Raw genomic sequence first — 22,623 nt, 5'->3', positions numbered from 1 at the left:
TAGAATATTGGAAACCGTATGTACGGAGCTTTGTGCATCTATGTCCGTAGGCCGGTGTATTTATCTTCGTAAGGCAACGGACATAGATGCATTCCTGTCAGTAAATGCTTGCAGGATTTGGGGTGCCGGAAAGGGTGTCTTGGTTATCAAACGTTCCGTTTATTTGGGATTCGCTTTCGGGGTTCAGTTCGATGGCTTTTTTCAAGTCTTCGATGGAGCCATTCTTGTCTCCTTCCAGTAACCGGACACGTCCGCGTTCCTGGTAGAATGTAGCGTTCTGGGGCATCAGTTCCAAGGCTTCGGTATACAGTTCGCTGGCTTTGCCGTATGCTTTCTGTCCACAGAGCAGTTCTCCTTTCAGCAGGTAAGCTTTTTCGTTGAAAGGATTGGTTTCCATGACCAGCTCCAGACACCGATATGCTTCGTCGGTTTCTCCTAATGTGGCTTTGACGGTACTTTTCAGCAGCAAGGCATCTTCTTCTTCCGGATTTGCATTCAGGATATAATCGAGGTCTTCCAGTGTTTCTTTCGCCTGTTTCATGCTCCAAAGCACTTCGGCACGGAGCAAGTAGGCAGAAAGAAAGCTTTCGTCTTGTGTGATGGCTTTGGTAGCCATTACGATAGCTTGCAAATCGTTGTGAAGTCCGTGGGCTGCCCTGGCTGCCAAATAGTAGGCATGGGCATTGCTTTCGTCCAGCTTGATGGCTTTTTGGCAGGCTTTGTCCATACCGTCATAGTCTTCTTGTGCAAAGCATACGTTGGCAAGGAACAGATATCCCTGTATGTTGTCCGGTTCCAGTCCGGTCAGTTTGTCCAAAGTTGTCCGGGCATCATCGGTACGCTGGAGTTTTACATACGTGTCGGCAAGGTACTGGAGTGTTTCAGCATCGTCACGCAGGGCAGACGCCTGTTCCAGGCATTTGGCGGCGTAAGCCAGTTGGTTCATGTTGTGTGCCCGTATGCCATCGTATTTTAAAATCTCGAAATTCTTTTGTGTCTGTTTTTCCTGTTGGTTTTCTTCGGGCTTTCCGTTGCCGAAGATTGCTGATAATAAACCCATGTTTTTCGTATTTTATGATTGAATGTTGGGCACAAAGATAGAGAAAATCAGGTATATGCTTGCATTTGCTGAAAAGAAATTTGTAAGTTTGTGGCGTAATTAGAAAAAAAGGAACGTAACATGAAAAAGATGCTTTTGTTTGTTTGTGCGGTGTTGGCTTGTTTCAGCCTGCATGCACAATATTTTTGTACGGTAGAGGGAACGGAACTTCATTATGTCAATTACGATGAAGCGGGACAAAGTGTTTCGAATGAGACTGCTACCGTGTCGTTTGTCGGGAGAAACGATGGTAAGGTAACTGCCTGTTATATCAATAAGATTGTAACCAACAAGTTGAAGAACAATACCAGCTATACGCGTTTCGACTGGAGTTATGATGGCAACCAGACTGTGTGTGCCGAAGATCTGGTGTATGGACCTTATATTGATTCGGATTCGGATCCGGATAAGTATGATACGGCGGCACGTACTGCCATGCGTGAAGAATTGAAGTATAAAGGCGACAACTCGTTTGTGCTGAAGGAACATGCCGAGGGAGGAGAAAGTATGCCCGACCGCTCGTATGCACTTATTGTGAAGATGCTGAAAAATGAAATTACGATTTCGGGAGCTGCTTATATGGGAGAGGAGCAAATCAGTACTACGGCTGGGAAATTCGACTGTATAAAGATTACTTACTTGAAACGTACCAAAGTGGTGTTAAAAAGCACCACGCACCGGGTGACTGAATGGTATGCCGAGGGAATAGGTCTGGTAAAATCGGAATCATACGATATGAAAGGAAAACCTGCCGGCAAGACGCTGCTGGTGAAAATCGTGAAATAACGAAGTATCCTATGCTTATATAAGACCTGATAGTTGATAACTTTCTAGAAACTGTTTTGAATTTATCGCCCAAAGCACACACGAAAACGAATACATCGGGAAGAGAAAGACATTCAAAGCAGTTTCTTGTCACTATCTTGTCATAAACTGCCCCTTATCTCACTTTTTTGTTTTATCTTTGTCCCCATAATAATTTATTACAGATTAGATTATGAGCATATTTTCGAAACTATTAGGTAAAAAACAAGTTGAAGAAGAAGGTGCACGGGTAGGAGGTGTAGAAGACTTCATGACTTTGATACGTGTATACTACCAAGCCGTTATGGCTGCGCAGCTGGGCATCAGCAATATCAATTTCCTGCCTGATATGGCAGTATTCAAGCGTACATTGAAAATCCCTACCCAGAACAACAAGCTGGGAGTGGCAGAACGTACCAGATGCAAAAAGATGCTGATGGATATTTACGGCATTAATGAGTTCTTTTTTAAGGAAATAGATACATCTGTCAAAAAGCACTGCAAGAGTGTGAATGATATCAAGAACTACCTGTTTATGTTTCAGGGCTTCAGTCAAGACTTGATGATGGTAGTGGGGAATCTGATGCAATGGAAATTCCGTATGCCTGGCATGTTCAAGAAATTATTGCGTTCGATGACCGAAAAGACCATTCACGATATCCTGACGAAAACCAACTGGAAAGATGATAGTGTGAGAAAGACTTGTGTAAACATCCGCCAATACCAGCATGCACTGGGATATAGCGAAAGCTGGATGAACGAATATGTTTACAACATCGTTGTACTGGCAAAAAAAGAACCTAAACCCAAAGAAAACTAGGATGGACAGCCTCATCGAAAATCATCCGTTGGAACCGTTTCTTCCTGCAGAAGCTACTTTGCTGATGCTGGGAAGCTTTCCTCCGCAGAAGAAGCGCTGGAGCATGGATTTCTTCTATCCGAACTGGAACAATGACATGTGGCGGATTTTCGGACTGATTTTCTTCGGTGATAAAGAACATTTTGTACTTTCCGGTAAAAAGGCTTTCGATAAAGAACGTCTCATACACTTCTTGAAAGAAAAAGGCGTTGCGCTTTATGATACGGCTTGCACAGTGAAACGTTTGAAAAGCAATGCTTCAGACAAATACCTGGAAATCGTGGAGCCTACGGACATCGGCTTGCTTCTGAAACAACTTCCGGCATGCAAATCTATTGTAACGACCGGGCAAAAAGCTACAGATACCTTATGTGCACAATTGCATATTGAAGAACCTCCGGTAGGTGGAAAAAGCAAATTCGAATATGCTGACCGCCAACTTTGGCTTTACCGGATGCCTTCTTCCAGCAGGGCTTATCCGCTCAAGTTGGAGAAAAAGGCAGAAATATATCGGTCTATGCTGTGTGAAGCGGGTATTTTTATGCCATGAAGCAAAAAAAATGCCAAAGCATTTGGCAATATCAAAAAATGTCGTACCTTTGCATCCGCAAACACGGGAATAGCTCAGTTGGTAGAGCATCGGTCTCCAAAACCGAGTGTCGGGAGTTCGAGTCTCTCTTCCCGTGCAGGAAGTAAGAAGCCACAACTGATGACGTTGTGGCTTTTGTTTTTTATAGACTTGACTTGTAAGAAGCTGTTTTGAATTTATCGCCCAAGGCACACACGGGAACAAATACATCAAGATGAGAAAAACTTTTTGTAGAAATTCAAAACAGTTTGTTAATATGATGTCCGATTGGGGAGGACAGGAAAGGTTGTTTATACTTTGGACGGTATGCAATTGTGCATTTTAATGGAATGCATACTTCCGGTGTCGCTTCTGTTGACAGGGTGTCACGCTGGATTGTAAATCCGTTTCTTCAATTATGCCGGATTATACATCCGGCATGACAAGTAAGCTTTGGTCTTTTCGCAATATAGCTGCATCGCTTGTAAGATTATTAATCTTACAGCGTGAAGATTAATAATCTTTCGGCATGAAGATTAATAATCTTACAAGCAAGATAGCTATGTGGCTTGGATTGTCGGACTAAGCTGATGAGGCTGTCTCAAAATGGTAATTGAGTATCAGAAAGTAATTTCATCCTGAGTGCCTGTTTCTATTTTGAGACAGTCTCTTCTGATTCGTGTAATTTATTTTTTCGGTTTTTTCTCCCTCTCTGGTCTTAACAAATGGCGGTGGAATTTCATTTCCGCCCGCTGGATATCGTATATCTTTTTAGATGAGAGGAATTTCTTATATTTCCGTACGTATTCCAAGTCCAGCTGGTCAATGGTGATTCGGGTTTGTATTACGTCTTCTACGATACGGTTGTATTCTTCTTCGCTTACGTTGGGTTGTTTTCCTTTTCTTATTTCTTGCCAGGCTTCACGGTTATACTTGCTTTTTTTATCTTGCAGTTCGAAGTAGAGTGGAAAAAACTCTTTGGCTTCTTGTGGAGTGAGTCGGGCGTTTTCGGTAATAAACGCTTCTTGCCGTGCACGGAATTCTTCTTTGCTCAATTTGTTTTTCTGCGCATGCATGTATGTGCAGAAGCAGGTAAGAAGAATCATAATCGAAAATAGTTTCTTCATTGAATTGGTCTTTTAGTTATAGATACCGGCATCGGCATCCGTTAAATATTGGTATAGTTCATAATCATCCATCATCGTTTGGTCTACGATTGATTCGATGTATTCATCCGGCATATCGGTAAGGTTGTCTGAGTCATCTGCCGATTGGGTAGTGCCTACAAAGGCACGGACAGTGAACATCAGGCCTACGAACATGGCCGCCATGTAAATCCATGGTTTCACACGGTCCCATAACTTGATTTCAGGAAGTGCTTTGACTTCTTTTTCGGGAAGTCGTTCCATCAGGTTTTCGGTAAAATGCTCGAAATATCCTTCCGGTACGGTGAATGGATTTTGTTTCCCGTATTTCTTTTGTAGTTCAAGGTCGTTTTTTTTCATCGTATCATCCCTCCTTCCTTTGTTTATTAGATTGATAATCCGGTACAAGGTTTAATCGTTTTGGTTTAAAAATTCTTCTATTTTTTTCACGGCATGGTGGTAAGAGGCTTTCAGGGCACCTACGCTGGTTCCTAGAATCTCCGACATATCTTCGTATTTCATTTCCTCGAAGTATTTCAGGTTGAACACGATACGTTGCTTTTCCGGTAAGGTTTGTATGGCTTTTTCGAAAAGTAGCTGGGTATGGTCACCATCGAAATAGGGGTCGCTTTCCAACTTGGCAAGCGCTGTTGTTTCGGCTTCATCCAATGAGAGTTGGTTTATGGCACGTTGTTTGTTCAGGAAATTCAGTGATTCATTGATGGCGATGCGGTAAAGCCATGTAGACAGGCGTGCTTCTCCCCGGAAATATTCCAAATTGCTCCATGCCTTGATGAATGTGTTTTGCAAGAGGTCGTTTGTATCATCGTGGGAGAGTACCATACGTCGTATTTGCCAGTACAATGGTTCGCTGTAGTGCCTGACCACTTTCCCGAAAGCTTCCCGTTGCAGCTTTGGGTCTTGTAGCTGGGCAATTATCTCTTCCTCGTTATAGTTATTCATAATGGTGTCTTTGTATATGTTTTTAGATAAAATGAAGTGCCAACGTTTAAATGGGATAAGTTTTTTTAACTTGCCTATAAGTTGATTTGCAGGTTTTCTTGTGCCAATAAGGTTGCAGGGAAAACTTCCTGTGCTTCTTTTAAAAGTTGCTTTTCATCGTCGTACCGTGCCGAAAAATGACCGATGACCAAACGTTTCACTTCTGCATCATGGGCTATTTGGGCAGCCTGACGGGCGGTGGAGTGTTGGGTTTGGCGGGCACGCGTTTCATCGGCATTGACAAATGTGGCTTCATGGAACAGCAGGTCGGCACCGTGTATTTGAGGGATGATACGGGGATAATAGGCGGTATCCGAGCAATAGGCGTATGTGCGTGGCGGGTCGGAAGGTGTGGTAAGCCATTTGTTGGGGATGGTTTCACCGCTGTCCGTGATAAAATCTTCGCCTTCTTTGATGCGGTTTATCATCCATAAGGGTATGCGGTAGAAGTCAATCATATCTCGCCGGATATGGTTTAGGGTAGGTTTTTCGCGGAACAGGAATCCGCATGTAGGCATACGGTGGCATAAAGGAATGGTTTCTACAGATATGGAACGGTCGTCATAAATAACAGCTTGTTCTTTCGGGTTAAAAGGATGGAATATGACCTTGTAGCTCATTCCTTTGCAAAAGAATGCGATTTGTGCTTGAAGTAAGGATATCAGGTCGGGATGACTGTAAATGTGCAGGTCGGCAGTACGTTCCAGCATGCCGAATGTAGAAATCAGTCCAATCAGCCCGAAGCAATGGTCGCCATGCAGATGGGAAATGAAAATATGATTCAACCGGCTGAACTTCAGTCGTGAACGGCGCAATTGTACTTGCGTGCCTTCTCCACAGTCTATCATAAAAAGTTTTTCCCGGATATTGACAATTTGTGAGGTGGCTTGGTGACGCATCGTGGGTAGTGCTGACCCGCATCCTAGAATATGTAATTCGAATTTTTCCATACATATTGTTTGTTCACCACAGAAAGACAGGCAAGTGGTATTGGAAAAACCGGAATGTCTTTGTGTCTTTCTGTGGCGGTAACATCAATCTTTGTTATTTGTATTTTTGCAATAGCCCGTCTGCCACTTCATCTCCCAAGTCTTTGGCTTTTTGTAAGTTGGCCAGGCCTTTATCTTTCTCTTTATTCTGGATTTGTGCATATCCCAGCATACGATAGGCAGGAGCATTTTCGGGATCCATCTTGATGGCACGTGTCAGGGCTTGTATAGCTTCTGCAGCTTGGTTGACTCGAATGTGTATGCCTCCTTTTTCTACCCAATAGGTTACGTTGTTAGGATCAAGTTCAACAGCTTTGTTGATGTCGTTGATAGCTTGCTGATACATACGGCAGTTTAATTCTGCTTGTGAACGGATGAGATGGAATTCGGCAGAAGTTTGTCCCAGCATGGCATCGTAGAAGTCATTATAGTCGGTTACGGCACCCCGATAGTCTTCCATGTCCGATTTGATACGGGCGCGTTCGTACAGGTAGGGGGCTGCATCTTTTCCGTAGGGTTTGGGATAAAAAGCAATGGCGCTGTCCATCAGGGCTATGACTTCTTTCTTGTCGGTTCCTTCTATCAGTTCCTTGGCTTTTGCTGCAGAATAGAAAGTTGCGGCTGAAGCCAGTTTGCTCTTGTTCACCTTGTCGTAAGCAGTATAGGCTTCTGTAAATTTTTGCATGGCAAAATAGATGTCTCCTTGCAGTTGGTAATAGATAGGTTCTTGGGTGATGGCTAACGCTTCGTTTATTTCATTGAGGGCATAATCGAATGTCCAGGAAGCATAGGGCTTCTTGTCGCCTATATTCAACTGGTACGAATAGATGAGTTTGGCTATGTTGTAATGTGCTTCGTCTTTTTTCTCGGCCACATCAAGCATTTTTTTCAAGTCTTCAACAGCCAGGGCATAATGAGTATCATCGCCGATATTGATGTAATAAGTAGCACGGCGCAGGTAGCCTTCCATATTATTGGGATATTGGCTGATAAAGTCGTTCAGCAAATCGAAGTATTGGTTGGGGGCATATACGCCGGATGCCATATACAGATAGACCAAAGCCTGCGATTCGTCTTCGGGAAGTCCTTTTTTTATCCCGATGGAGTTGAGGGCAAGGTCATTGACAGAGAGAGCGTTGATAGTTAAGTCGGTCAGATAGCGGATGCCAATGGCAAAACTTTCTTTGCTTTCAGAGTCGTTGTTTTTTTGTATCATGCCTACTACTTGTCCTGCTGCATTCATAATGGGGCAGCTTACGGTTTTTTCTGTAGTCTGCATGGTAAGGGTGTAGTAGTATTGTTGTTCGCCAATGGTATCTACTTTGGCTATAGTGCCTGTTTGTCCTTTTGATGATTTTTGGGTAGAATAGGGAACCAGATACACGGTTTCGCCAGTCGATGAAGGCAATGTGGCTGGTTGCAAAGCCTCGGCTTTCTTGTCAAAATCGGTTTTGAATTTCACTACATCATACATATCGTTTGCCCCCATCATGTATTTCACGGGCAGCTCTTTACCGTTTGCGGTGATGATTATGGCACGTTCGGCGCCTTTGAAGAGGCTATAATCGGAAACTCCTGTACCTTGTTCATCGATATAAAATCCGTTTCCGGTGCTCAAAATTTGGCCGTCTTTGGTATAAGTCACGATGGAGAAAACGGCTTTTCTGGCATTTTCTGCCCATTTAGGCAATTCTTGTGCCAACAGGACAGAGAATGGCATAACGAATACAAATAAAATAGCTATAGTTTTTTTCATGTGTGTAAACGGTATATAAAGGTTATTGTTTTTCATTTTCGGCAAATCCGCGCTGTTCTATGGCTTTGTAGATAAGGATGCCTGCAGCTACCGATACATTTAGCGATTCAATGTTTCCGAAAAGTGGAATTTTTACCCATTCGTCACACAAGGCCAGGTTTTCGTAAGAGACTCCTTTATCTTCGGCCCCCATAATGATGCAGGTAGGTGAATGGAAGTCGGCTTTGGTATAATCATAATCTCCTTTTTCGGTAGCTGCTATAATCTTGAATCCACTGTCTTTCAGAAAACGGATGGTTTGTGTCAGGTTGTTTTCGCGGCATACTGGAAGGGTGAGCAGGGCACCAGCCGAAGTCTTTACGGCATCAGCATTTACGCTGACACTGTTTTTGGCGGGTATGATGATAGCGTCTATGCCTGCACACTCGCAAGTACGGGCAATGGCGCCGAAGTTACGCACATCGGTTACGCCATCCAACATGATGAACAATGGTGTTTTTCCTTGTTCGAAAAGATACGGTACAAGGTCTTCCGTGCGCTGGTATGCAACAGGCGAGATGAATGCTACCACTCCCTGATGATTTTTCCGGGTAATGCGGTTGATGCGTTCCACAGGTACGCGTTGTACTGGAATATCTGTTTGCTTCAGTATGGCAAACAATTCTTTTGCCACTTCACCTTGCATGTCTTTTTTTATCAATACTTTATCAATCTCTTTTCCGGCTTGTATGGCTTCGATGACCGCCCGTACGCCGAATATCATTTCATTTTTTTCTATCATAAAATCAATGTTTTATTAGTTATTGGTTTTCCAGTAAGGCACGTGCATTGTTTAATGCGGCTTCTGTCAGTACACTTCCACTCAGCATGTGTGCGATTTCTTTGACCCGTTCTTCCGGTGTAAGCCGGTGTATGTAACTGTTGGTGCCTGTTTCTGTATCTTTTTTATATACTTTATAGTGTGTTGTGCCTCGTGCCGCAATTTGAGGCAGGTGAGTAATGCTGATTACCTGCCGGTTCTGGCGTCCCATATCGCGCATGATAAGTGCCATTTTTTCAGCTATCGAGCCTGATACGCCTGTATCTATTTCGTCGAAAATGATAGTAGGCAGCTTTACAGCTCCGGCTATCATTGCTTTGAGCGAAAGCATGACACGGGCTATTTCTCCTCCCGAAGCTACCGAAGCAACGTTTTGCAATGCCCCGTTTTTGTTGGCAGAGAAGAGGAACGTTACGTTGTCCAGTCCATTAAGGTCGGGCTCTTTACGCGAAGTCAGCTCTACGGCAAAACGTACGTTGGGCATACCCAGTGGTATTAAGAGTTTTTTCATCTGTTCTTCGATATGATGTGCCGACTTTGTACGGAGATTGGTCAGCTGGCGGGCTTGTTCCAATACCTTATTATATAAGGCCTCTTTCTGTTGGTTGAGTTCAGCTATTCGTTCGTCGAACGATGAAATGTCATTCAGTTGATGGCGGTAATTTTCTGCAAGTTCCAACAAGGCTTCGATAGTCGTTACCCGATGTTTTTGCTGAAGATTGTATATCAGGTTCAGCCGTTCGTTTACATAATCCAGCCGTTCGGGGTTGAATTCTGTTTCTTCTTCTGCTACCGAGAGATCGTGTGCGATGTCTTTCAGTTCGATGTAGCAGCTTCTCAGACGTTCTACCCATTCGGATGCCGAAGGATATACATTGGAAATGTTTTGTAATGCCTGTTGGCAGTCTTTGGTCTGTGAGAGGATACCATTTGCTTCGGTACCGTCTATCAGCTGTTGGGCTTTGTAAAGGTTTGCTTTGATTTCTTCGGTGTGGCTTAAGGTTTCGGCCTCCTGCTCCAGTTCTGTTTGTTCGCCAGAATGGAGGCTGGCTTCTTCCAGTTGTTCCAGCTGGAAACGCAGATAGTCTTCGTCTTGCCTGCTTTTTTCTGCTTGTATAATCAGTTCCTCCAGTGTGTTGCTTATATCTTTATAGTGCCGGTAGACCTGTTTGTATGCTTCCAGTTGTTTTTCATCTTGTGCCAGAATATCCAGGATATTCAGTTGGAATCCTTCTTTATTGAGCAGCAGGTTCTGGTGTTGGCTATGGACGTCTATCAGTTTTTCACCCAAAGCTTTCATCTGGTTCAGTGAGGCTGGAGAGTCGTTGATGAATGCCCGGCTTTTTCCGCTGGCATATACTTCACGTCTGAGGATACATTCTTCAGGGTCATATTCCAAGTCGAGTTCTTGAAAAAATGCTTCCAGTCCGTATGAAGCAATGCAGAAGCGTGCTTCCACAATGCATTTGGAAGTTCCGTTTTTGATGGCTTTCACATCGGCACGTTGGCCCAACAGCAGTCCGATAGCCCCAAGGATGATGGATTTTCCTGCTCCGGTTTCACCGGTGATAACCGAAAAACCTGGTGTGAAATCAATATCCAGCTTGTCGATCAACGCATAATTCTGTATGTGAATAGACTGTAACATAATGTAGTCTTCGGGTTTGTCTGTAAGAATTATAAGATTGCACTTAATTTGTCGATAATGTCGCTTGCCACTTCGTGTTTGTCTTTCAGTGGATAGGGGGTGATTCCCGATTCGTCGAGAATGGTTATCTTGTTGGTGTCACATCTGAATCCGGCTCCGGCATCATTCAGCGAGTTCAGTACGATAAAGTCGAAATTTTTCCGTTTCCGTTTTTCTTGGGCGTGTATCTGTTCGTCATACGTTTCCAAAGCAAATCCTACCAGTCGTTGGTCCGGACGTTTTATCTTTCCTAAAGCAGCGGCAATGTCTTGGGTAGGTTTCAGACGGACAATCAGGTCCTCTCCTTCGCGCTTGATTTTGTTGGAGGCTACAGTTTCGGGGGTGAAGTCTGCTACCGCTGCACACAAGATACCTGCATTGGCTTGTGGATAAATACGGATAGCAGCTTGATACATTTGCTCGGCACTTTCCACATCAATGCGCCGGATAGCAGGATGCTGTACCTGGAGAGCGACTGGTCCGCTGATGAGGGTAACATCTGCACCCCGTCTGGCACATGCTTCAGCCAGTGCGTATCCCATTTTCCCTGAAGAATAGTTTCCGATAAACCGTACTGGGTCTATCTTTTCATACGTAGGGCCTGCTGTTATCAGGATGTGTTTGCCTTTCAAGTCTTCGGCCCGGGCAAAAAATGTTTCCAGTACTTCTACTATCTTTTCGGGTTCTTCCATACGTCCTTTGCCTACAAGGTGGCTTGCCAGTTCGCCCGAAGCGGGTTCGATAATGTGGTTTCCATACGAACGCAGGATGTCGAGGTTGTGGCGGGTAGACGGGTGAGCGAACATATCAAGGTCCATAGCCGGAGCGATGAATACCGGAGCTTTCATTGACAAATAAGTGGTGACCAGCATATTATCAGCTATCCCGTGTGCCATTTTCCCGATGGTGGAAGCCGTGGCAGGTGCAATGAGCATTGCATCAGCCCATAGCCCAAGGTCAACATGACTATGCCATGTCCCGTCGCGTTGTGCGAAGAACTCGCTGATGACCGGTTTGCCGGTCAGTGCCGAGAGTGTGATGGGAGTGATAAATTCTTTTCCTGCGGGAGTGATGACAATCTGCACTTCTGCTCCTTTTTTTATCAATGCACGGGTCAGTACTGCCGCTTTATAAGCAGCAATGCTTCCCGTTATGCCTAATACAATTTTTTTGCCTTTCATATTTTTAAGTAGACTAGATGTTAGGTACCGGTTGGCCAGATTTTATAATAAGATAAAATAATCTGGCATCTGGTGTCTAAAACCTGATACTTGAATATTATTTTACCAGTCCGCTTTCGCGCAATTTGATTTTTGTCAATACATTTTTGGTGTTCAGCGTGAAATCGCCATTCATCATCCAGCCGAAATAACCGGGATCGCGTTTCAGGACATCTGATACAGGCATTCCTTTGTATTTACCGAAGTTGAATACTTCCACTCCTTTATCATCGTACACGATGCGTCCCGCAAAGTCTACGTTTTTGCTGTATGTAGAGTATTCAGAAAGAAACGCAACATCGTTCTGTAATACTTCCGGATAGCGATCCAACTGTGCCTTCAGCACTTCATAGGTAGCACGTGTGTCGGCTTCGGCGGTGTGTGCATCCTCCAGGTTTTTGCCGCAATAGAATTTATAGGCAGCCGAGAGTGTGCGTTGTTCCAGTTTGTGGTAGATGACCTGCACGTCAATGAATTTCCGCCGGCTCAGGTCGATATCGATGCCTGCACGCAAGAACTCTTCTACCAGTACCGGTACATCGAATCGGTTTGAGTTGAATCCGGCTATATCGGCACCTTCGATAGACCGGGCCAGTTCTTTGGCTATCTGTTTGAAGGTAGGACAGTCTGCTACATCCTCATCGTGGATGCCATGGATGGCAGTCGATGCTTCGGGAATGTGCATTTCAGGGTTGATGCGCATCGTTTTACTTTCTTCGTTGCCGTTGGGATATACTTTTAGGTAGCATATTTCCACGATACGGTCGGTATTAATATTGGTTCCGGTTGTTTCCAAGTCGAAAAACACTATCGGATTCTTCAGGTTCAGTTTCATTCGGATTCTTTTATGAATTGTCTATATCATGTGGCTTAAGAGTTAAAAACAATTGGATGTCTATGCTTTATTATGCTGATGTCATAAACGGGACTATTGGTTTTTAACTCTTGTTATCGCTTAGTCATTCAGCATCATCGGCATCAACAACATCAGCAGGTCTTCGTTTTCACTTTGTTCTTCGGGTACAATTACTCCCGCGCGTGAAGGGTCTGCAAGTTCTATCACTACGTTGGTCGAAGGTATGTTGTTCAGGATATCAATCAGGAATGATGATTTGAATCCGATACTCATGTCATTTCCCTCGTACTGGCACATCAAGGTCTCTTCGGCAGAGGTCGAAAAATCAATGTCTTGTGCCGAGATTTTCATCTGGTTGGTCGAGAGGTTGAGCTTGATGAGGCTACTGGCTTGTGACGAGAATACAGATACACGGCGCAAAGCACTGATAAGCGAGCTACGGTCGATAACGGCCTTGTGCGGATTGTTTTGTGGGATAACCGAATTGTAATTGGGGTAGCGTCCTTCTATCAGCCGGCATACCATTTGGTAATTTTCCAGGATGAATGTTGCGTTGCGATCGTCGAAACCTATCTGGACATCACCCTGTTCTTTCGTTAGCAGGTTTTTGAGCAGATTGGCAGGTTTCTTGGGCAGGATAAAAGCTGCTTTTTCCGAACCGTGTGCCTCATAGGTCTTGTTGCGTACCAGCTTATGTCCGTCGGAAGCAACCAGTGTGATATCCTCGGATGTGATGTCGAAATAGATACCGTTCATTACCGGGCGCAATTCATCATCAGCAGTGGCAAAGATACAGCGGTTTACTCCGTCCAGCAGGACGTTGGCAGGAATCGTGAGTTGTACAGCATTGTTTCCCAATGCTTGCGGTTTCGGATACTCATCGGCATTCTGTCCCATCAGACTGTACTTCCCGTTTTGGTATTGCACCGTTATTTCCAGATTTTCAGGGTTGATGGCAAACGAGAGCGGCTGTTCAGGAATTTCCTTCAATGCTTCCAATAGTGTACGCGATGATACGGCAAAGCGTCCGTCTCCGTCAAATTCATTCACTTCAATCGAGGTAGAAAGTGTGGTTTCATTATCTGATGCGGTCATCGACAGTGTCCCGTCGTGCAACTCGAGCAAAAAGCAGTCCAGGATTGGCAATGAGTTTTTCGAATTGATAACACGGCTGATAGCTTGCAAATGGCTGAATAAGCTTGTACTTGAAACAATAAATTTCATATTTGTATGTTTTATCCTTATTTTTATTTTATCAGCCAAAGTTACGAAAAGATTGTAGATGCATCGCAAAAAGTATCTAAAAAATTAGTTTACTTGTGTAGAAAAACGTATTTTCGTAGCCAAATTTAAAAATGAAAATATGGAATTAGCAGGAAAAGTAATTGCCGTTCTCGAACCGAAGAGCGGTACTTCCAGAAATGGAAACGAATGGATGGTACAGGAGTATGTCATTGAAACACACGACCAATATCCCCGCCGGATGTGTTTTGACGTGTTTGGTGCCGACAAGATACAGCAGTTTGCTATTAAGATAGGTGAAGAACTAAACGTTTCGTTCGACATTGATGCACGCGAATGGCAAGGACGTTGGTTTAACAGTATCCGTGCATGGAAAGTGGAACGTGTAAGTGCACCACAACCTATGCAACCCGAAGCTCCATTCCCGCCGATAGGTGCTGCTCCGGCTGCTCCTGTAGACTTTTCGGCAGGTGATGAAAAAGATGATTTGCCTTTTTAATGCTGCATACAGAGTCAGGAATGAGATAGAGTTATAGGGAGTTAAAGGCTAATGCCTTGTATGTCTGTTTTATAAGGCATTGGCTTTCGACTCCCTGACAAAGCCGTAATTCCTGCGACACATGAATGTTTTTCACTTCTGGCCGCATTCTTTTTAGAAGTTTGCCGGGTATGCCAGCAGCTGGTAAGCAAGTGCTTTTGCCATACGGTAGTGTCCGTTAGCGTTCGGGTGCAGGCGGTCGGTCTGTGCATCGTGGAAGTATGGAGCATGTTCGTCCAGCAAAGGATACAGCCCGCTGATGCTGTTCAGGTCGATAACGGGTACTGCCCATACGTTGGCAGCTTCTTTTACAACGTTCACATATTCGTCTACATACAATCCCAGTTTGTTGGGAAACGATTCTTCGGGTTGGATGTTTTCCTTGCTGAATCTTGCTTGGGCACGGTGGATGGGAGTCAGCAGGATAATTTGTTTCATTGGGAAATTTTTCTTCAGGTATAGCATTGCTTCGTTGATTCTTCCGCGGAACGTGTGCGGGTTGGGTGCTGCATGTCGTTTCTTGCGCACTTCTTTTGTTCCGCCTTTTACGGTTGTTTCTTCGTAAGTATATGTATACCATTCTCCTAAAGGTATGCCGGCGTTGTAGTCGTTTGTGCCGCAAAATACGATGATGGCATCCACGTCATCACCGGCTTCCGCCTTCAGCCGTTCGGCTTGTTTCAGAATACCGTTCCATTGGTTGCCGTTGATGCCATATACCAGCGGTGTAAGTCCCAGCATTTCGGCAAGGTATTGCCAGTAGTTCTTGGTAGTTCCTACGTGTTTCTTGTCGGTAATGGAATCGCCTAAAAAAGCCACTTTTTTCCCTTTCCATTGGTTCTCGCTTACCGTGGTTATGGTGTCAGATACGGTGCTTTGTTGCCATAAGGATGCAGGGCATGGCAGAGCCTGCGATGAAAGCAATAGTGCGGCTAAGGTATAAGAGGTTATTTTATCGGTCATCGGTGTTGTCGTTTTTTTGAGTGTTATGTCTGGTTGCAAAGATAATTCCTTTCTTTCAGCTGGCAATGGATTCGGAAAAAGTGTTCGCAGAAAAATGCAGATACCTTCATGGGCGATTCCAGTTAACTGCTACAGCTCATGAAGATATCTGAAACGGCAAAGTAATATATCTTCGTTTTTGAACGTAATTGTATGGGCGGATTGCGGCACCCGTAAAAAGAATAAGTCTATCGTTTTTGCAGGTGTTTTTCCATGTTTTCATTTGTGGGTTCCGCCGAAAATCTGTACATTTGTTCCCTGAACTAGGATTAATCTGTACGCAATGGGAAAAGGAAAACTAGCGAAATTTGCAGACATGGCGGAATACCCGCATGTATTCGAATATCCGTATTCACAGGTGGCGGATACGCCTTGTGAGATGAAAGGAAACTGGAACCGTGATTTTTTTAAGAACGAACATCCGATCGTGTTGGAGTTGGGTTGTGGAAGAGGAGAATATACCGTAGGGCTGGCACGCCGGTATACCGACAAGAATTTCATCGGGGTCGATATCAAAGGAGCACGTATGTGGACGGGAGCGAAAGAGGCTTTTGATGAAGGATTGAAGAATGTAGCCTTCTTGCGCACGAATATTGAAATTATCGACCGATTCTTTGCTCCGGGTGAAGTGAGCGAGATTTGGCTGACTTTCTCTGATCCGCAGATGAAAAAGGTGACCAAGCGGCTTACTTCGACGTATTTCATGGAGCGTTACCGCAAGTTTCTTGTGCCCGACGGGCTGGTGCACCTGAAGACGGACAGCAATTTCATGTTCACCTATACGAAATATATGGTTGAAGTCAATCATTTTCCCGTTGAGTTCGTTACGGATGATTTATATCATTCGGGGTTGGACGATGATATCCTGCGCATCCGTACCTATTACGAACAGCAATGGCTGGACCGTGGGCTGAGCATTAAGTATATCCGCTTTCGTCTTTCCCAGACGGGTGAACTACAGGAGCCGGATGTGAAAATCGAACTGGACGATTACCGCAGCTATAACCGTAGCAAGCGGAGCGGACTGCAAACAAGCAAATAATACTCATTTACAATTTGTCAATTTACGATTTACTATTTATTGTTAGCCATGAATCATAAACCGTAAAATGTCAAATCGTAAATTGTAAATAGTCAAATCGTAAATTTCATTTATATGACATTGTATCCGAAATTGATTTTAGACGCGCTGGCAACGGTGCGTTATCCTGGCAACGGGAAAAATATTGTCGAAGCAGAAATGGTGGCGGACAATATGCGTATCGACGGGATGAAGGTCAGTTTCTCGCTTGTCTTCGAGAAACCGACCGACCCTTTTATGAAATCAGTAGTGAAGTCGGCAGAAACGGCTATTCATACTTATGTGTCGAAAGACGTGGAAGTGACAATCACGACCGAAAGCCGTCAGGCGGCACGCCCTGAACCGGGCAAGATGCTTCCGCAGGTGAAGAATGTCATCGCCGTGTCATCGGGAAAAGGCGGCGTGGGTAAGTCTACCATTGCTGCCAACCTGGCTGTGGCACTTTCGAAGCTGGGATATAAGGTAGGATTGCTGGATGCTGATATCTTTGGTCCTTCTGTTCCTAAGATGTTCCAGGTGGAAGATGCACGTCCGTATGCCGAAACTATTGGAGGGCGGGACTTGATAGTTCCGATTGAGAAATACGGCATCAAGCTCTTGTCTATCGGTTTTTTTGTTGATCCTGATCAACCTACGCTTTGGCGCGGCGGCATGGCAAGCAATGCTTTGAAACAGCTGGTGGGCGATGCCGACTGGGGAGATTTGGATTATTTCGTCCTTGACACGCCTCCGGGCACGAGCGACATCCATCTGACGTTGTTGCAGACTCTTGCCATCACAGGAGCGGTTATCGTCAGCACTCCGCAGGAAGTGGCTCTTGCCGATGCCCGCAAAGGTATCAATATGTATATGAACGATAAGGTGAACGTGCCTATTTTGGGGCTGGTAGAAAATATGTCATGGTTCACCCCTGCCGAGTTGCCCGAAAACAAGTATTACCTTTTCGGCAAGGAGGGCACACGAAGACTGGCAGAAGAACTTCATGTGCCTCTCTTGGGGCAGATACCTATTGTGCAGAGTATTTGCGAGCACGGTGATGAGGGAACTCCCGTAGCTCTTGACGATGATTCGGTGACGGGGCAGGCTTTTCTGGAACTGGCACGTAACGTGGTTGCACAGACAGAGAAACGCAATGCCGAGCTGGCTCCCACCGAGATTGTGAAGACGCATAAATAATGTGCAAATGTGACAATGTGCAAATGTGACAATGTGCAAATGTGACAATGTGCAAATGTGACAATGTGCAAATGTGACAATGTGCAAATGTGGTAATTTGCCAATGAATAGTTTGTTAATGTGTGAATGAATTATCACATTGCCACATTATCACATTAAAATAAGGAGGAAAGCTTTATGAGAAAGAATTTTGGAGCAAAGCCGTGGACGTATCCACAGCCTGTATTTATCGTTGCTACTTACGATGGAGAAGGAAACCCCGACGCGATGAATGCCGCTTGGGGAGGCATCGATTACGACGATCAAATCAACCTGTGTCTGAGTGCAGGGCATAAGACCGTAAAGAACTTGCTAAAGACAAAAGCATTCACCGTAAGTATGGCAACAGCAGACCAGCTGACGGCTTGCGATTATGTAGGTATCGTTTCGGCAAACGATGTGCCCGACAAGTTTTTCCGTGCGGGATTCCATGCCGTAAAGTCGGAGTTTGTCAACGCGCCTCTCATCGAAGAATTGCCGATGGCAGTGGAGTGCGAGCTTGTTTCTTACGACCCGGAAATGTGCCATCTGGTGGGTAAGATTGTGAATGTATCTGCCGACGAGTGCATCTTGGACGAGAAGGGAAAGATAGATCCTGCTAAACTGCGCCCGATTTCGTTCGACCCCGTACACAATGCCTATCTGGAAGTAGGCGGGCATGTGGGCAGTGCGTTCAAGGACGGTATAGCATTGAAAAAATGATGATGTGCACCAAAGACAAGATACGCACGGCGGAAGATATGGAACGGCAGGTATTGGCTTTGGGCTTCCTGCCGTTTTTCCGATGCGGCATTCCCGGTTTCTCCATCGAAGAACGGACGGCAACTGAATATTGGTTCTCGGACGAAGAAGAAGGTCCGTGGGAATGGAAAGGCCCCGTCATCCGCGAGGGACATTGCGCCTATGGCAAGCTGTACAATAAGAAAGCGGGTTATGTCAGTCTGGAATGGCTTCCTCATCTGATGAACTGGCGGCGTTCACGCCGTTATGCGAAAGACGAAGATACTGCTGCACTTGATGATGTGGTGCTTCAGGCTATTTGGGGAGAAGGCAGTGTGACGGTGAAAGAGTTACGCTGCTTACTCGGTTTTGCCAAGAGGCGTGGGCGTCGATGCGAGACAGATCTGGTGGATGCAATGCAGAGTGATGGCAAGATTTCGCTTGAACCTATACTGACACGGTTGATGATGGGGATGCATGTTGTTATTTCCGATTTTGAATACAATATTGATCGTCACGGTCGTCCTTATGGTTGGGGAGTTGCCCGTTATACTTCTCCTGAAGTGCTTTATGGCAGGCAGGATGCCGGATGCACACCCGAAGAGTCGTATCGGCAGATATATGGACATCTTCGTAGTTTGCTGCCTGGCGCTTCTGAAAAAAAATTGCAAGAACTGATAGGTTGATAGCTTCTAGAGCATTTTTCAACGTTTTTCCGGTTGATTTTATCCGTCAAGATATTACGGTTGGAAGAGGCACACAGAACGAAGAAGTTTGTCTCTGTGTGTCTCTGTATGTGGGTATTAATGCTGCTTCCAGTATGCTTCCAGTGCATCAGCTTCGGCAGGAGTGATTTGAATTACAGTGCCGTGCTTGGGTGAGATGAAGTTAACGGCTTTCATTGCTCCTTCGTTGAAATGCCCCAGGTTGGTGAAATGTTTGAAATCGCTGGTTTCGCAGAACCCGAAGTTGTGTGGTTGGATGCTGAAGATGTCGTACATCACTACCCATTTATCTTCACCGATACGTTTCCATACGTTCGGTGCTTCACATGCTCCCGGTTCAAAGTCTATCCATTTATCTATGTAGCGGTAGGGACCGGTTACGTTTCCGTTATTGCTGATAGCCATGCGGATTCCTCCGGGATTTTCTTGGGCTACATACATCATACAGGCACGTCCGTCGGGCAATAGGGATATGTCGGCATCCAGTATTTGGATTTTGGGGTCAGGATATTCGAAGAGTTGTTTGGGTTCACTGGTGAGCTGGGTGAAATCATTGTCGGTATAGGCGTAATAAAGTGTACTCCTTCCGTTGCCGTGACGCATCGTGAAATAAATCATCATTTTACCTGCCTGAGGGTCATAGATGGTTTCGGGTGCCCAGGCACATCCGATATCGCCGAATTTATCGGGGTAAGCTTTGTCTACCCGTATGTTGCTGTGAGTCCAGTGGATAAGGTCGTGCGATTTCATCAGTACCAGTCCGCGGTTATTCCCCCATCCGTACTGTTTTCCGTCCCGTTCCCATTCGGTTTCGCGTATGCCTTCCCGTTGGGCAAAGATATGCAAGTCGGTCATGGCAAGATAAAAAGCACCGTCTGGTCCGCGATAGATATGTGGGTCGCGTATGCCTCGTTGTTCGGCGATGGTATCTCCGCTGATGATTGGTTGTCCATCGTTGACCGCAGTAAATGTATAGCCGTCGCGGCTCGTAGCCATGAACAGGCTATGTGTCGGGTCGCTGAAAAATACAAATAGATACGCTCCCATGTTTTGCTCTGAGGTGCACAGGCGTCGTCCCAGCTTGAGTTTGTCACCCGATAAATCCACTTCGAATAACTGAGGAATGCGTATGTATCTTCCATTGTCGTTGTTGTGGCTATGTACAGACATCAGCCAGCGTCCGTTGAAGTCTTTAAACAGCATGCCATGTCCATAGTTTGGAGGTGTAATCGGTTCGGTTTCTTGTATCCACGGGCCTTCCAGGGTTCCGCTTTCCGAGTAGGCTACTCCTTGGGTATATACGTCTTCTATCCAGCTTGTCCATAGCATTCCCAGTCTTCCGGTTCCGGTGCGGAAGAGCCATGGTCCGTCTGTCACACGATTGGGCTTGTCTGTTCCTGTCTCGCGGCTCCAGGGTGAATCGCTTGCACGGAACAGCACTTCGCTTTTACCCGTTGTTCCGCTGAGGTCTGTCTTGAGTGCTATTTTCTCGATTGTGCCGTTCCAGTTCTGGAGCCATTCGCCGCAATATATCATGTAAGGCTTTCCGTCGGTATCTTCCCATAGTGTACCGTCTAGTGTGGGGACATTAGCGGGGAGGTAGACTTTATCTTTCATTGGGCGGTAAGGTCCTTCAGGACGGTCGCTTTCCAGTACGTGGCAGGCGCGTCGGGGAATGTCGTTTCCCCGGTAGTTCCCGATAAGAATGGAGTCGTTGGTAAAAGTTGCGAAATAATAATACTTTCCTTTGTATTTATGGAGTTCGGCTGCCCATATTTGTGGCTTGTGCCCCATCCATGAGTCTGGATCTGTTTCGGCTACGATGTAAGGTCCGTCCCATCGGTCAAGGTCTTTGCTTTTCCATAATAATCCTCCTGTTCCGGTCATGTAATAGGTGCGGGTTTCATCATCGGCCAGAATGCAAGGATCGCTGAGCCGGATGGAATCACGTGGGATTGCAGTACGGAATGTGGGGTGTTTTTTGTTTTGTGCCATAGAGGCGGTGCATGCCATTACGGCAAGCAGCAGGGTAAGTGCATATCGGGTGAGTTTCATAGTCTTTGTTTTGATTGAATGAAGATGAGTGTTGTCATAAAGACGCAAAGGTGAGGTATCCTCTGTATCCTTTGCGTCTTTGCGTTTGGCTTGAATAGCCATTTATCTGATGTTGCCCACCTTAATCAGGTATTCGGCAATCTGTACGGCGTTTAGTGCTGCTCCTTTCTTTATCTGGTCGCCTACAATCCAGAAGGTCAGTCCGTTTTCGTCGCTTAAGTCTTTGCGGATACGTCCTACGTAGACAGGGTCTTTGCCGGCAAGGAACAACGGCATCGGATATTCTTTCTTTTCCGGATTGTCCATCAGTACCAGTCCTTCTCCTTCGGCGAATGCTTTGCGGGCTTCTTCTACCGACACGGGGCGTTCTGTTTCTATCCAGATGCTTTCCGAGTGCGAACGAAGTGCCGGAACGCGTACGCATGTAGCGCTTACCTTTACATCGGAGTGCATGATTTTACGCGTCTCGTTGTACATTTTCATTTCTTCTTTCGTATATCCGTTGTCGGTAAAGACATCAATTTGCGGAATCAGGTTGAAAGCGAGCTGGTAGGCGAATTTCTCTACTTTCACCGGCTCATTGTTTAATACTTGACGGTATTGTTCGTAAAGTTCGTCCATGGCGGCTGCTCCCGCACCGCTGGCAGCCTGGTATGTAGAAACGTGTACCCGCTTGATATGGGTCAGGTTTTCGATGGCTTTTAGTGCCACAACCATCTGTATGGTGGTACAGTTGGGGTTGGCGATGATGCCTCGCGGGCGGTTCAATGCATCTTGGGCATTGACTTCGGGTACTACCAGCGGAATGTCTGCATCCATGCGGAATGCACTTGAATTGTCAATCATCACTGCTCCGTATCGGGTAATGGTATCTGCGAACTCTTTGGAAGTTCCTGCTCCTGCAGAAGTGAAAGCAATGTCAACTCCTTTGAAATCATCATTGTGTTGCAGCAGTTTCACTTCGATTTCTTTTCCGCGGAAGGTGTATTTTCGCCCGGCACTGCGCTGGGAACCGAACAACAACAGTTCGTCTATTGGAAAATTTCTTTCATCGAGCACACGCAGGAACTCTTGTCCTACGGCTCCGCTTGCACCAACAATTGCTACTTTCATGTTTTTGTAATTCTGTTAAGTTAATACTTTTTCTGACTATATCTTGTTATTTTTAATCGGACTGTATCGTTTATGACGATTTCGACTGCAAAAATAAAACATTCTGTCCGATTAATATGGAAACTCG

Annotated in this window: 22 protein-coding genes and 1 tRNA gene; 9 read left to right on the top strand and 14 right to left on the bottom strand. The window is 45.4% G+C overall.

Annotation, left to right across the window (positions count from 1 at the left end):
• Window positions 1-97: 97 nt before the first annotated feature.
• A complete protein-coding gene (locus B5F71_RS01715; RefSeq protein WP_087207329.1) occupies window positions 98-1,060 on the bottom strand; it encodes a tetratricopeptide repeat protein in 963 nt (320 codons plus the stop codon).
• 120 nt (window positions 1,061-1,180) lie between these two features.
• On the opposite strand from B5F71_RS01715, the gene B5F71_RS01710 reads away from it, so the two are divergent.
• The 4 genes from B5F71_RS01710 (at window position 1,181) to B5F71_RS01695 (ending at window position 3,448) form a co-directional block, all read left to right on the top strand.
• Window positions 1,181-1,885, top strand: a complete 705-nt coding sequence (locus B5F71_RS01710) for a hypothetical protein (RefSeq protein WP_087207327.1) — start codon at window positions 1,181-1,183, stop codon at window positions 1,883-1,885.
• 211 nt (window positions 1,886-2,096) lie between these two features.
• A complete protein-coding gene (locus B5F71_RS01705) occupies window positions 2,097-2,723 on the top strand; it encodes a hypothetical protein (protein ID WP_022040496.1) in 627 nt (208 codons plus the stop codon).
• A gap of 1 nt (window position 2,724) precedes the next feature.
• The gene (locus B5F71_RS01700) at window positions 2,725-3,312 is read left to right on the top strand and encodes a uracil-DNA glycosylase family protein (protein WP_022040497.1); all 588 of its coding nucleotides are present in this window, start codon (window positions 2,725-2,727) and stop codon (window positions 3,310-3,312) included.
• 63 nt (window positions 3,313-3,375) lie between these two features.
• Window positions 3,376-3,448 (top strand) — tRNA-Trp (locus tag B5F71_RS01695).
• Between the two features lie 568 nt (window positions 3,449-4,016).
• On the opposite strand, the gene B5F71_RS01690 is transcribed toward B5F71_RS01695, so the two are convergent.
• From B5F71_RS01690 to dnaN, 10 genes are all read right to left on the bottom strand, one after another.
• A complete protein-coding gene (locus B5F71_RS01690) occupies window positions 4,017-4,457 on the bottom strand; it encodes a hypothetical protein (RefSeq protein WP_022040499.1) in 441 nt (146 codons plus the stop codon).
• Window positions 4,458-4,469: 12 nt separating this feature from the next.
• A complete protein-coding gene (locus B5F71_RS01685) occupies window positions 4,470-4,835 on the bottom strand; it encodes a hypothetical protein (protein ID WP_087207325.1) in 366 nt (121 codons plus the stop codon).
• A 51-nt stretch (window positions 4,836-4,886) separates the two neighbouring features.
• Window positions 4,887-5,438, bottom strand: a complete 552-nt coding sequence (locus B5F71_RS01680) for a sigma-70 family RNA polymerase sigma factor (RefSeq protein ID WP_087207324.1) — start codon at window positions 5,436-5,438, stop codon at window positions 4,887-4,889.
• A 74-nt stretch (window positions 5,439-5,512) separates the two neighbouring features.
• Window positions 5,513-6,427, bottom strand: coding sequence for a ribonuclease Z (locus tag B5F71_RS01675; protein ID WP_087207322.1), 915 nt, complete (start codon window positions 6,425-6,427; stop codon window positions 5,513-5,515).
• Between the two features lie 94 nt (window positions 6,428-6,521).
• Window positions 6,522-8,222: a serine protease gene (locus B5F71_RS01670; RefSeq protein WP_087207320.1), complete on the bottom strand. Its 1,701-nt coding sequence runs from the start codon at window positions 8,220-8,222 to the stop codon at window positions 6,522-6,524.
• A 22-nt stretch (window positions 8,223-8,244) separates the two neighbouring features.
• The gene (rlmB, locus tag B5F71_RS01665; RefSeq protein WP_022040504.1) at window positions 8,245-9,003 is read right to left on the bottom strand and encodes a 23S rRNA (guanosine(2251)-2'-O)-methyltransferase RlmB; all 759 of its coding nucleotides are present in this window, start codon (window positions 9,001-9,003) and stop codon (window positions 8,245-8,247) included.
• Window positions 9,004-9,022: 19 nt separating this feature from the next.
• Window positions 9,023-10,690: a DNA repair protein RecN gene (gene recN / locus B5F71_RS01660; protein ID WP_022040505.1), complete on the bottom strand. Its 1,668-nt coding sequence runs from the start codon at window positions 10,688-10,690 to the stop codon at window positions 9,023-9,025.
• Between the two features lie 29 nt (window positions 10,691-10,719).
• Entirely contained in the window at window positions 10,720-11,910 is a 1,191-nt protein-coding gene (coaBC, locus tag B5F71_RS01655) for a bifunctional phosphopantothenoylcysteine decarboxylase/phosphopantothenate--cysteine ligase CoaBC (protein WP_022040506.1), read from the bottom strand.
• 97 nt (window positions 11,911-12,007) lie between these two features.
• The gene (locus B5F71_RS01650; protein WP_022040507.1) at window positions 12,008-12,784 is read right to left on the bottom strand and encodes a 3'-5' exonuclease; all 777 of its coding nucleotides are present in this window, start codon (window positions 12,782-12,784) and stop codon (window positions 12,008-12,010) included.
• A gap of 120 nt (window positions 12,785-12,904) precedes the next feature.
• Window positions 12,905-14,029: a DNA polymerase III subunit beta gene (gene dnaN, locus B5F71_RS01645; RefSeq protein WP_022040508.1), complete on the bottom strand. Its 1,125-nt coding sequence runs from the start codon at window positions 14,027-14,029 to the stop codon at window positions 12,905-12,907.
• A gap of 139 nt (window positions 14,030-14,168) precedes the next feature.
• Between dnaN and B5F71_RS01640 the strand changes: the two genes are divergently transcribed.
• Complete coding sequence (locus B5F71_RS01640) at window positions 14,169-14,546, top strand: DUF3127 domain-containing protein (protein WP_087207318.1); 378 nt, start codon at window positions 14,169-14,171, stop codon at window positions 14,544-14,546.
• A 153-nt stretch (window positions 14,547-14,699) separates the two neighbouring features.
• Here the strand turns inward: B5F71_RS01640 and B5F71_RS01635 are convergent, their stop codons facing one another.
• The gene (locus B5F71_RS01635) at window positions 14,700-15,548 is read right to left on the bottom strand and encodes an SGNH/GDSL hydrolase family protein (protein ID WP_022040511.1); all 849 of its coding nucleotides are present in this window, start codon (window positions 15,546-15,548) and stop codon (window positions 14,700-14,702) included.
• Between the two features lie 322 nt (window positions 15,549-15,870).
• Between B5F71_RS01635 and trmB the strand changes: the two genes are divergently transcribed.
• The 4 genes from trmB to B5F71_RS01615 all read left to right on the top strand — a co-directional run bounded on the left by trmB (window position 15,871) and on the right by B5F71_RS01615 (window position 19,289).
• The gene (gene trmB, locus B5F71_RS01630) at window positions 15,871-16,629 is read left to right on the top strand and encodes a tRNA (guanosine(46)-N7)-methyltransferase TrmB (protein WP_087207315.1); all 759 of its coding nucleotides are present in this window, start codon (window positions 15,871-15,873) and stop codon (window positions 16,627-16,629) included.
• A gap of 114 nt (window positions 16,630-16,743) precedes the next feature.
• Complete coding sequence (locus B5F71_RS01625; protein ID WP_022040513.1) at window positions 16,744-17,844, top strand: Mrp/NBP35 family ATP-binding protein; 1,101 nt, start codon at window positions 16,744-16,746, stop codon at window positions 17,842-17,844.
• Between the two features lie 177 nt (window positions 17,845-18,021).
• Complete coding sequence (locus tag B5F71_RS01620) at window positions 18,022-18,585, top strand: flavin reductase family protein (protein WP_087207313.1); 564 nt, start codon at window positions 18,022-18,024, stop codon at window positions 18,583-18,585.
• Entirely contained in the window at window positions 18,582-19,289 is a 708-nt protein-coding gene (locus B5F71_RS01615; protein WP_022040515.1) for a hypothetical protein, read from the top strand. Before B5F71_RS01620 ends, B5F71_RS01615 begins: the two co-directional genes overlap by 4 nt.
• Window positions 19,290-19,406: 117 nt before the next feature.
• Here the strand turns inward: B5F71_RS01615 and B5F71_RS01610 are convergent, their stop codons facing one another.
• Both B5F71_RS01610 and B5F71_RS01605 read right to left on the bottom strand, forming a co-directional pair.
• Entirely contained in the window at window positions 19,407-21,383 is a 1,977-nt protein-coding gene (locus tag B5F71_RS01610) for a family 43 glycosylhydrolase (protein WP_239466077.1), read from the bottom strand.
• 102 nt (window positions 21,384-21,485) lie between these two features.
• Window positions 21,486-22,496 carry an aspartate-semialdehyde dehydrogenase gene (locus tag B5F71_RS01605; RefSeq protein ID WP_022040517.1) on the bottom strand — a complete coding sequence of 337 codons (1,011 nt, stop codon included), beginning with the start codon at window positions 22,494-22,496 and terminating at the stop codon, window positions 21,486-21,488.
• Between the last annotated feature and the right edge of the window lie 127 nt (window positions 22,497-22,623).

Source organism: Bacteroides sp. An269, assembly GCF_002159755.1.
Taxonomy (GTDB): Bacteria; Bacteroidota; Bacteroidia; order Bacteroidales; family Bacteroidaceae; genus Phocaeicola; species Phocaeicola intestinalis.
The sequence above is the reverse complement of the archived record's forward strand: the minus strand, read 5'-3'. Positions and strand labels throughout refer to the sequence as shown.

Excerpts from the sequence above, each read along its gene's own strand:
- B5F71_RS01710 (WP_087207327.1), top strand. The coding sequence starts at position 1,181 with ATGAAAAAGATGCTTTTGTTTGTTTGTGCGGTGTTGGCTTGTTTCAGC.
- B5F71_RS01675 (WP_087207322.1), bottom strand. The coding sequence starts at position 6,427 with ATGGAAAAATTCGAATTACATATTCTAGGATGCGGGTCAGCACTACCC.
- B5F71_RS01615 (WP_022040515.1), top strand. The coding sequence starts at position 18,582 with ATGATGATGTGCACCAAAGACAAGATACGCACGGCGGAAGATATGGAA.
- B5F71_RS01635 (WP_022040511.1), bottom strand. The coding sequence starts at position 15,548 with ATGACCGATAAAATAACCTCTTATACCTTAGCCGCACTATTGCTTTCA.
- trmB (WP_087207315.1), top strand. The coding sequence starts at position 15,871 with ATGGGAAAAGGAAAACTAGCGAAATTTGCAGACATGGCGGAATACCCG.
- B5F71_RS01610 (WP_239466077.1), bottom strand. The coding sequence starts at position 21,383 with ATGAAACTCACCCGATATGCACTTACCCTGCTGCTTGCCGTAATGGCA.
- B5F71_RS01605 (WP_022040517.1), bottom strand. The coding sequence starts at position 22,496 with ATGAAAGTAGCAATTGTTGGTGCAAGCGGAGCCGTAGGACAAGAGTTC.
- dnaN (WP_022040508.1), bottom strand. The coding sequence starts at position 14,029 with ATGAAATTTATTGTTTCAAGTACAAGCTTATTCAGCCATTTGCAAGCT.
- coaBC (WP_022040506.1), bottom strand. The coding sequence starts at position 11,910 with ATGAAAGGCAAAAAAATTGTATTAGGCATAACGGGAAGCATTGCTGCT.
- recN (WP_022040505.1), bottom strand. The coding sequence starts at position 10,690 with ATGTTACAGTCTATTCACATACAGAATTATGCGTTGATCGACAAGCTG.
- B5F71_RS01715 (WP_087207329.1), bottom strand. The coding sequence starts at position 1,060 with ATGGGTTTATTATCAGCAATCTTCGGCAACGGAAAGCCCGAAGAAAAC.
- B5F71_RS01680 (WP_087207324.1), bottom strand. The coding sequence starts at position 5,438 with ATGAATAACTATAACGAGGAAGAGATAATTGCCCAGCTACAAGACCCA.
- B5F71_RS01620 (WP_087207313.1), top strand. The coding sequence starts at position 18,022 with ATGAGAAAGAATTTTGGAGCAAAGCCGTGGACGTATCCACAGCCTGTA.
- B5F71_RS01685 (WP_087207325.1), bottom strand. The coding sequence starts at position 4,835 with ATGAAAAAAAACGACCTTGAACTACAAAAGAAATACGGGAAACAAAAT.
- rlmB (WP_022040504.1), bottom strand. The coding sequence starts at position 9,003 with ATGATAGAAAAAAATGAAATGATATTCGGCGTACGGGCGGTCATCGAA.
- B5F71_RS01700 (WP_022040497.1), top strand. The coding sequence starts at position 2,725 with ATGGACAGCCTCATCGAAAATCATCCGTTGGAACCGTTTCTTCCTGCA.
- B5F71_RS01670 (WP_087207320.1), bottom strand. The coding sequence starts at position 8,222 with ATGAAAAAAACTATAGCTATTTTATTTGTATTCGTTATGCCATTCTCT.
- B5F71_RS01650 (WP_022040507.1), bottom strand. The coding sequence starts at position 12,784 with ATGAAACTGAACCTGAAGAATCCGATAGTGTTTTTCGACTTGGAAACA.
- B5F71_RS01690 (WP_022040499.1), bottom strand. The coding sequence starts at position 4,457 with ATGAAGAAACTATTTTCGATTATGATTCTTCTTACCTGCTTCTGCACA.
- B5F71_RS01625 (WP_022040513.1), top strand. The coding sequence starts at position 16,744 with ATGACATTGTATCCGAAATTGATTTTAGACGCGCTGGCAACGGTGCGT.
- B5F71_RS01640 (WP_087207318.1), top strand. The coding sequence starts at position 14,169 with ATGGAATTAGCAGGAAAAGTAATTGCCGTTCTCGAACCGAAGAGCGGT.
- B5F71_RS01705 (WP_022040496.1), top strand. The coding sequence starts at position 2,097 with ATGAGCATATTTTCGAAACTATTAGGTAAAAAACAAGTTGAAGAAGAA.